We start from the raw sequence: 6887 nt of genomic DNA on the forward strand, positions 1-6887 counted from the left end.
ACCGGGACTCGGCAACCGACTTCGAAGCCCTATCTGTTGCACGCAACGCCCCTCGCTGGTTGAAGATGCTCAAGAAGCACGGCTTTATCCCCGCTGCCGCCTGAGCCTCTCTTCCTGCCAGTTGCGCTCAATGGCATCAAGTGCCAGAGATTCGCTCGCCTTCAAGAGGGTGTTCTTTCACGGTAATGCCATCAACGTTCGTGAACATTGAAACATCAAAAACCGTGGCGCTACTCAGTGCTCCGGGTGCAGGGCGGCCGATGCCGCAGCTGCTCGCCGCTGCGCCGTCAGAACGTTTCGTTCGGCCGCAGGAAGCGCCACTGACCGAGTGGCAAGTCGCCAAGCCGGACGGCACCGATGCGGACTCGCTTGAGGCCGATCACGCGCAAGCCGACCAGTTCGCACATCCGCCGAATTTGGCGCTTTCTGCCCTCGCGGAGAACAAAGCGCAGTTGATCGTCGTTGAGCCACTCGACCCTCGCCGGCTTCAGCTTCCGGTCGTCGAGGCTGAGGCCGTGATTGAGCAGCGCCAGCCCCTTGGCGTCGAGCGAGCCGTCTACGCGGACCAGGTACTCCTTTTCGATCTGCGAGTCGTCGCCGATCAGCTGCCGGGCGACGCGACCGTCCTGGGTCAGCACCAGCAGGCCGGTCGAATCGATGTCCAGGCGGCCGGCGGGCGCCAATCCTCGCAGGCAGGCCGGATGAAAGTTCGGGGTGTCCGGTGTGGACAGCTGATTGGCTGGCTGTATCAGGGTCACCGCCGGAGTACAGCCGGGCTCCGGCTGGCCAGAGACGAAGCCGATCGGTTTGTGCAGCAGGATCGTCAAGCGGCTTTGCTGGTCCGCCTGTCCCTGCTTGTCGAGGGTAATCACTGCCGCCGGGTCGACCCGCGTGCCGAGCTCGCTGACCCTTCGGCCATCAACCAGGACCCAGCCGCGCGCGATGTAGCCATCAGCGTCACGACGCGAACACAAGCCACGTTCGGCCATCAGCTTGGAGATCCGCACGCCCGCTTGCGGCGTGCTGCTGGCTGGCGCGGCAACGACCGTCGGCCTGCCGCCGGGGCGCTCTGGTGGGCGCTCGCGGCGCGTGTTCGGCGCTGCCGCACGGGTGCCGGGCGACAGGCTCGGCGTCTTGCGTGGCCGCTCGGCCATCGGTCAGGCGATATCGAGCAACTCGATTTCGAAGGTTATCTTGGCATGCGGCGGGATCAATCGACCGGCGCCCCGTGCTCCATACGCGAGATCGGCCGGAATGATCAGCCGGCGAATGCCGCCGACGCACATCCCGGGGACACCCTCTTCCCAGCCGGCGATGACGTGTCGACCGTCGAGGGCAAAGCGAAAGGGTTCATTGCGGTCGACGCTCGAATCAAACTTGGTGCCATCGGCAAGCCAGCCGGTGTAATGCACGATCACGTGCTGACCGGAGACCGCGACGGGACCACTGCCGGCGATTACGTCTTCGATCTGGAGACCGCTGGGGGTGGTGACAATTGGCATGGTAGTTCCTCGTAGGCGCAAAAGCCCGCAGTTTAGCCCAGCATGCCGGCGAATGGGGCCGTTTGCGCGGATTCAGCCAGTCGCCCGGTCCTGGTTTCAAGGCGAGCACTATCGGTGCCTAGCAAGCGGTACCGTCGGTCAAGATGCAAGGGGGAAGCGCTCCTGCTCTGCAACGGCAGGGACCGCTTTCCGGTAAACTCGCCTGCAATATCATTTCGGAGGCACGCACCATGGACAGACGGATGCCTACTGCTCCGGTCGTGACCGACCGCGAGGGACTCGATGATTTCATTGAAGCGCTGCGCGAACACGCGCCGAAGATCGAACGTGATGTCGCTCGCCTGCGAAATGCGCCAGGTGAGCGCGAAGTGATCGGCAGCCTGTTCCGTGCGCTGCACAACATCAAGGGTGACGCGGCGCTGTGCAACGTCGACCTGGCGGTGGCCATCGTGCACCCGATTGAAACCCTTCTCGCCCGAGTCCGTAACAGCAATCTGCTGTTCTCCGAGGCAATTGCCGAAACCATCCTGTTGACCATCGATCGCCTGGAGCTGGCCATGGCCCGCATTGCCAGCGGCGATGCGCTCGATACCCTGCAACTCCGACCGCTGGTTGAAGGCCTCGAGAAGCTGGCGATGGCCGCGTCAGCGGAGGTCGACGAGCGCGCCGCCGAGGTGCTTGAGGCAGTAACCGGATTCCGTCCGGTCTTTGTTGCGTCGCTGACCACCCGCGGTGTCACCGGTCTGCGCGCTGCCGCAAAGTCGGAAGCTGCCGAGGATCTGCGTTTTTTTCTCACCCTTGCCAGCCAGTTCGAGGCCAGGTCGCCGCTGTTCAAGGGCCGCTCGACGCGCATCCTGCGCCTGGCGCTGGAAACAAACCAGATGGCCGGTGAGCCGATCGAGCCGATTCAGCTTGAAGCCGCCGTCTACATGCACGACGTCGGCATGATGTTTCTCGCCGAGTCGGTATGGCTGAAGGCCAGCGACATGAGCCCGGAGGAGAAGACGATCCTGCGCGCGCATCCGGGCTATGCGGCTGGATTGCTGTCGCGGATGGCCGGCTGGACGGCTGCCGCCGAGATGGTGGCGCAACACCATGAAGCGCCCCGGGGCAGCGGTTACCCGGCCGGTCTCGATAGCGCGCAGATCTGCTCCGGCGCAAAGGTGCTGGCTATCGTCGACGCCTTCGAAGCGGTGATGTTGAAGCATATCAACCGTGGCCGGAATCGCTCGCTGCTACGCGCGATCGCCGAAATCAATGCCTGTGACAAGCAGTTCGCGCCGGAATGGATCGAGCCCTTCAACCAGGTGATCCGGCGGAGCGTCGAAGCCATATGAGCGAACCGATGGTCGGGCCGCCGCCCGACCCTGCGGCCGATCAGGCGCGCCGTTTCGGAGGTATCTCTCGCCTCTACGGGGCGGCTGCCCTGCGGCGTTTTCAGGATGCGCATGTCGCCGTCGTCGGCATCGGCGGTGTCGGTTCGTGGGCCGTCGAGGCGCTGGCACGTTCGGCAATCGGCAAGATCACCCTGATCGATCTGGACATGGTCGCCGAGTCAAACGTCAACCGGCAGGTGCACGCCCTCGACGGCGAATTCGGCAAGGCCAAGGTCAGCGCCATGGCGCAGCGGGTCCACGCCATCAACCCGGCTTGCGTGGTCACCGAAGTCGACGACTTCGTCACTCCGGAGAACGTTGACACCATCCTCGCCGGGCCTTTCGACCACGTCCTGGACGCCATCGACCAGGCGCGCACCAAGGCGGCGATGATCGCCTGGTCGCGGCGCGTCGCGACGCCGCTGATCACCGCCGGCGGCGCCGGCGGCCAGATCGACGCGACGCGAATCCAGATCGGCGACCTCGCTCTGAGCATTCAGGATCCGTTGCTCGCCAAGGTGCGCTCGCTACTACGCAAGGACTACGCGTTCCCGCGTGAGGCAAAGAAGAAGTTCGGGATTGCGGCCGTCTTCTCGAGCGAAGCGCTGCGCTATCCCGAATCCGAAACCCGGGCCGCCGCAGCCTGCGAACCGCCGCGTGCGCTGAATGGACTGAACTGCGCCGGCTTCGGCTCGTCGGTGTGCGTCACCGCGACGTTTGGCCTGCTGGCCGCTGGCGAAGTGCTGCGAGCGCTGGCCGGCGGAGCCACCGTGCCAGGCCGGCACGGCTGAGCGCGCAGCGCCGCGGCGCCGGCAGCGGGCAACCGATGTGCAGCTACGGGAATGAAGTCAGCCGATCAAGACCCGGTTCTTGCCGGCCTGCTTGGCGGCAAACATCGCCTCGTCGGCACGTTTGCTGACCGAGCCCTGCGTATCGGTGGGCCGGAAATCGGTTACGCCGGCGCTGAAGGTAATCAGTTGGCGGTCGTTGTTGTGCAGGAAAATCCGCCGCGTCAGCTCGCGCTGCAGGCGGACCAGCGCCGTCTGCGCGTCTTCCAGCGAGGTGTCCGGCAGCAGGATGATGAACTCCTCGCCACCGAAGCGGGCGACCGTATCCTGCGGACGCATCGTTTCGCGGATTACCGTCGTCAGGTGGATCAGTGCGGCGTCGCCGGCGTCGTGACCGAGCGAGTCGTTGAGTTTCTTGAAGTTGTCGATGTCGAGCAAGGCGACGCAGAGTGTCGCCCTGCGGCGTTGCGCGCGCGCCGTTTCCTTGTCGAATGCTTCCTCCAGACCACGGCGGTTAAGCACACCGGTGAGCTGGTCGTGCCGAACCAGCGTGCTGGCTTTGTCGAGATCCGCCTGCAGTTCGCCAATGCGCTTCTCGGCGTCCTCGACGCTCTGCTTGGCGGCACGCAACTCGTCACGCGAGCGCTGCGCGTTGAGCTGGATGATCTGGGTCTCACGGATCACTTCCGCGAGCACGTCCTCGAGCTGGGAAATGTCCTCGGCGTTGCTGATCCGGTCGGCGCAGATCGCGATCTTGTCGTGATACTCGGAAGTCGAATCGGCAAACTCCGCCAGGTGATCGACGAAGCCGGCCAGCATCTGTTTGAGGCTTTCCCGGGCTTCGTTCAGACTGTGCTTGAGCTGTGCCTGCTTGAAAATGACCTCTTTCAGCCGGCTTTCGGCGTCGCTGATCGAACGGATGCTCAGCGGGCCGGAAACGATGTCGCGGACGATGTCGATCTGACCGGCAAGCCAGCGGTCCTCGACAACCAGCTCGCCGACGTTTTCGATCAACAATTGCAGCAGCTTGAGCAAGCCTGCACGCAGTTCGACCCGGTCTTCGGCCAGCAGCTCAAGGCGGAACGCGAAGCGCTTGACGCTCGCCTGCAGGCCTTCCATCGCCGCTCGCGAGGTCGCCGTGCGGACCTTGTGGGCGAGCGCCTTGGCGTCGGCCACAAGGTCGGGCTCGTCGGCGAGCTGGGTCGGAATGAGGCCCTCCAGCGAGTACGCGAAGATCTCGCGCAGCTCGTTCGACAGCTCGGCCGCCAGAGCACCAGTCTGCAGCGCATGCGCTGTCGCCACCTGATCGCTGACCGGAGAGCCGTTCGCGGCTTCGGCCACTGCTGCGAGCCCCTCCACCAGAGGCATCTCCGCCGCTTCCGACGCGTTCAGTGACCACGACTTGACCAGTCCTTGCAGGCGCGCGAAGAGCAACTCGCTGTTACCCGCCGAGCCGGCCAGCACACGCTCCAGCGCTTCACGCTTGCGCGCGACGGTGAGGCCGGCCTGCTTGCCCTCCCACTGCCGAAGGAAGTCGCCGAATAACTGATTCCACGGCAGATCCTGCTCCTTACCCAACTGCGCGAACAACTCGGCCAGACCACGCTTGAGCTCGTCCCAGCTCTTGCCCTTGAATGCCTGCTCGAAGCGTCTGAGCAGTCGTTGCTGCTGGGCATTTTCCCTGGGCAACGACGCCAGCAGTGCCTTCAGCTCTCGTTCCGGGAAAGGCGCCGCCTCATTGACCGGGGTACCGGCAATCTCGTGATAGAGCGCCCGGTAGTTGTCGGGTGACGGCGAGATGCGCCTACTGGCCAGCAGGCGCAAGGCCTCGCGGGCAATTTCGGACGGATTCGAGAGGGCTGGCATCGCTTTTCACCGACAAACAGACAGTCGCGGCATTCTATCAGTGGCGGTGCAGCTGCGAAAGAATCCGCAGCCACCGGCGGTGCGCTGCCCCGGACCTGACCGGCAAGACGACGCCATTTCCACGACTGGTGGGGCAGCGGCAGGAGCTTCGCCTGCGCTTGCAACCGCGCCCGACGCGGCCCTTTCTGGCCGCAATCACCCACCTCGGGTGGGTCGGGCAGAATGTGTCCGGGGAAGCACGGCGAGCGCTTGCTTCGGCTATAATCATCGCCTCAGCATGCAGTGTTCGCCCCCGTAGCATGAAGGTCGTGCAGTTGATTTGTAATCATCAGGCGTTGGTTCGATTCCGACCGGGGGCACCAACAGGCAGTTCAAGGCAGTCCGCAGCAGTCCATCGAACCCGCCCAAGTGCGGGCTTTTTCATTGGCTTGATGTCCGCCATGGGGTAACGTGGTTCCATGGCATCCGCGAAAAAACAGGGGAAACTCCCGCGGTAACGGCCTTTGACCCTGGGGTAACTCCCGGATGCGGAACCGCGTTCCGACCGTGAAGCCCGCCATGCCACTGGCCGATACCGCCGTACGCAACGCCAAGCCCGGCGAAAAAACAGCCAAGGCTGTACGATGAGCGCGGGTTGCTCGTCATCGTCACGCCCGACGGCGGCAAGTGGTGGCGCTTCCGGTACGGCTTCGACGGCAAGGAAAAGCTGCTCTCGCCGCAAACTGCTTTGAGCCCGTCTGCCGGGACTGGACGAATCACCGCAAGGAAGCCGTGGCGGCCGGGCGGTACACCAAGACCCTGGCGCGCATGGAGCATGACGTGTTCCCGTGGCTCGGGGCAATGCCAATCGCCGAGATTTCATCGCCCGACGTGCTCGCTGTACTGCAGCGGGTCGACGAGCGCGGCGCGCGCCACACGGCGCACCGGGTGCGCAGCGAAGTCAGCCAGGCGTTCCGCCACGCCATCGCCACAGGTCGCGCCGAACGCGACCCCTGCCCGGACCTGCGGGGCGCGATACCCGCGGCCAAGGCCGGGCACTTCGCGGCCATCACGACAGCCAAGGAAGTTGCCGACCTGCCGCGGGCAATCGACGGCTTTCGCTGTAGGCTGGTTGTCAAGAGCGCGTTACTGCTCGCGCCGCTGCTGTTCGTTCGCCCAGGCGAGCTGCGCCGCACGGAGTGGGCCGGCTTCGACCTGGCTACTGCCGCGCCTATCCAGAAGGGGGAGAAATCCCAATGCTCTCAACGTATCAGAACAAAGTCATACCCCGTTCTTGTAAGCATGTGATAAATGTGGCTTTTGCGTGAATTTTCTGGGGGATGACCGGTTTGGTTTAATCTGGACGAGGTTCTTGA

Annotated in this window: 6 protein-coding genes and 1 tRNA gene; 4 read left to right on the plus strand and 3 right to left on the minus strand. The window is 64.3% G+C overall.

The genetic code is table 11. The annotated features are described in order from the left end of the window. Window positions 1-287: 287 nt before the first annotated feature. Both Q1L50_RS02985 and Q1L50_RS02990 read right to left on the minus strand, forming a co-directional pair. Window positions 288-1154 carry a pseudouridine synthase gene (locus Q1L50_RS02985; RefSeq protein ID WP_300335797.1) on the minus strand — a complete coding sequence of 289 codons (867 nt, stop codon included), beginning with the start codon at window positions 1152-1154 and terminating at the stop codon, window positions 288-290. A gap of 3 nt (window positions 1155-1157) precedes the next feature. Continuing rightward, a complete protein-coding gene (locus Q1L50_RS02990) occupies window positions 1158-1502 on the minus strand; it encodes an FKBP-type peptidyl-prolyl cis-trans isomerase (protein WP_300335799.1) in 345 nt (114 codons plus the stop codon). Between the two features lie 242 nt (window positions 1503-1744). Here Q1L50_RS02990 and Q1L50_RS02995 point away from each other — a divergent pair, with 242 nt between their 5' ends. Together Q1L50_RS02995 and tcdA are read left to right on the plus strand one after the other, a co-directional pair. Next, the gene (locus tag Q1L50_RS02995) at window positions 1745-2839 is read left to right on the plus strand and encodes an HD domain-containing phosphohydrolase (RefSeq protein ID WP_300335800.1); all 1095 of its coding nucleotides are present in this window, start codon (window positions 1745-1747) and stop codon (window positions 2837-2839) included. Next, the gene (gene tcdA / locus Q1L50_RS03000; RefSeq protein WP_300335801.1) at window positions 2836-3669 is read left to right on the plus strand and encodes a tRNA cyclic N6-threonylcarbamoyladenosine(37) synthase TcdA; all 834 of its coding nucleotides are present in this window, start codon (window positions 2836-2838) and stop codon (window positions 3667-3669) included. The genes Q1L50_RS02995 and tcdA overlap by 4 nt, the downstream gene beginning before the upstream one ends. A gap of 57 nt (window positions 3670-3726) precedes the next feature. Here tcdA and Q1L50_RS03005 read toward each other — a convergent pair whose 3' ends face one another. Then, complete coding sequence (locus Q1L50_RS03005; protein ID WP_300335802.1) at window positions 3727-5532, minus strand: GGDEF domain-containing protein; 1806 nt, start codon at window positions 5530-5532, stop codon at window positions 3727-3729. Window positions 5533-5820: 288 nt separating this feature from the next. Here Q1L50_RS03005 and Q1L50_RS03010 point away from each other — a divergent pair. Further along, window positions 5821-5894, plus strand: a tRNA-Thr gene (locus Q1L50_RS03010). A gap of 307 nt (window positions 5895-6201) precedes the next feature. Beyond that, a complete protein-coding gene (locus Q1L50_RS03015; RefSeq protein ID WP_300335804.1) occupies window positions 6202-6819 on the plus strand; it encodes a hypothetical protein in 618 nt (205 codons plus the stop codon). Window positions 6820-6887 lie beyond the last annotated feature (68 nt).

Origin of the sequence: Accumulibacter sp., from assembly GCF_029255145.1 — a bacterium.
Lineage (GTDB): Bacteria > Pseudomonadota > Gammaproteobacteria > Burkholderiales > Rhodocyclaceae > Accumulibacter.

Excerpts from the sequence above, each read along its gene's own strand:
- Q1L50_RS02995 (WP_300335800.1), top strand. The coding sequence starts at position 1,745 with ATGCCTACTGCTCCGGTCGTGACCGACCGCGAGGGACTCGATGATTTC.
- Q1L50_RS02990 (WP_300335799.1), bottom strand. The coding sequence starts at position 1,502 with ATGCCAATTGTCACCACCCCCAGCGGTCTCCAGATCGAAGACGTAATC.
- Q1L50_RS03005 (WP_300335802.1), bottom strand. The coding sequence starts at position 5,532 with ATGCCAGCCCTCTCGAATCCGTCCGAAATTGCCCGCGAGGCCTTGCGC.
- Q1L50_RS02985 (WP_300335797.1), bottom strand. The coding sequence starts at position 1,154 with ATGGCCGAGCGGCCACGCAAGACGCCGAGCCTGTCGCCCGGCACCCGT.
- tcdA (WP_300335801.1), top strand. The coding sequence starts at position 2,836 with ATGAGCGAACCGATGGTCGGGCCGCCGCCCGACCCTGCGGCCGATCAG.